The organism is Salinimicrobium oceani (assembly GCF_012037645.1).
Window position 1 is genome coordinate 1 of sequence record NZ_JAAVJR010001194.1, and the last position, 347, is coordinate 347.

1 pseudogene is annotated in these 347 nt (G+C 45.5%); it reads right to left on the reverse strand.

Going from position 1 to position 347, the window contains the following annotated elements:
- Positions 1-346, reverse strand: a pseudogene (locus HC175_RS21425) (TVP38/TMEM64 family protein); the annotation flags it as partial.
- Position 347 lies beyond the last annotated feature (1 nt).

Sequence of the window (347 nt, forward strand, 5' to 3'; positions counted from 1 at the left end):
TAAAATATCCGACCGAAGAGGCTGAAAAAACTGCTGCAAGTATGATAAAGCTACCCCAAACCGGCCCATAAGCGAGCACTGAAACAACCATCAAAAGAATTGTAGGGATCACCAGCAGAAACATTTGTGCGATCATGGCCAGAACCAGTACCACTGGACCAAACCAGCCAAAATCTGCAACCCAGGCCTGGATTCTGACTTCATCATCACTTGTGAGCACATTCCAGGCTTCAGAAAGCCAGGCCTGCACCCCGGGAATAAAGAAATAGGCAAGAACAAGAGATATAATTATTGCAGCCGAAACATAGAGCGGAAGCTTACTTTGCTTTACAGACGCTGTTTCAATT